The 449-nt window shown below is 45.7% G+C and carries 1 protein-coding gene; it reads right to left on the reverse strand.

Annotated elements, in window-relative coordinates; genetic code table 11:
- Window positions 1–26: 26 nt before the first annotated feature.
- Window positions 27–410, reverse strand: coding sequence for a GIY-YIG nuclease family protein (locus tag L0U89_RS20645; protein WP_369413265.1), 384 nt, complete (start codon window positions 408–410; stop codon window positions 27–29).
- Window positions 411–449 lie beyond the last annotated feature (39 nt).

Here is a 449-nt window from a genome sequence, read left to right on the forward strand (position 1 = left end):
AGACATCGTGGACAGCGACCTACTGATTACAAGTCCATATATTTAGAGATTAGCCTTTCTGAAATCCCGGAATACCTTATCAAATTCTCGAGATACTTCCTCGACCTATTGCCCTTGATGTGTTTCTCAATAGCCAATGCCATCCTCCTCGATGTGCAGGGTATCGATAGTTTTAATATCCAATCGTCGGCAACCTTTGTGTGCGAGTCTTTGAAAAAGTGGCTGTTGTGCTGTATCAACCGGTTTTCCAAGTCCATCGTTTGGCCAATGTAGTAGCTACCTGTTGATGGGGAGTAGAGTATGTAGACAAAATGGGTCTCCATAGGGTGAAAATGAAAAAGGCAACATCTCTGCTGCCCTTTTGAGCCCCCTGCCGGGATCGTCCCGTCCCGATGGTTATCGGGAGACATCGTGGACAGCGACCTACTGATTACAAGTCCATATATTTA

It is taken from the genome of Mariniradius sediminis (genome assembly GCF_021491425.1).
In the GTDB taxonomy this organism is placed as follows: domain Bacteria; phylum Bacteroidota; class Bacteroidia; order Cytophagales; family Cyclobacteriaceae; genus Mariniradius; species Mariniradius saccharolyticus.

Bases quoted from the DNA above. Each gene is read 5' to 3' on its own strand.
- L0U89_RS20645 (WP_369413265.1), bottom strand. From the start codon at position 410: ATGTCTCCCGATAACCATCGGGACGGGACGATCCCGGCAGGGGGCTCA.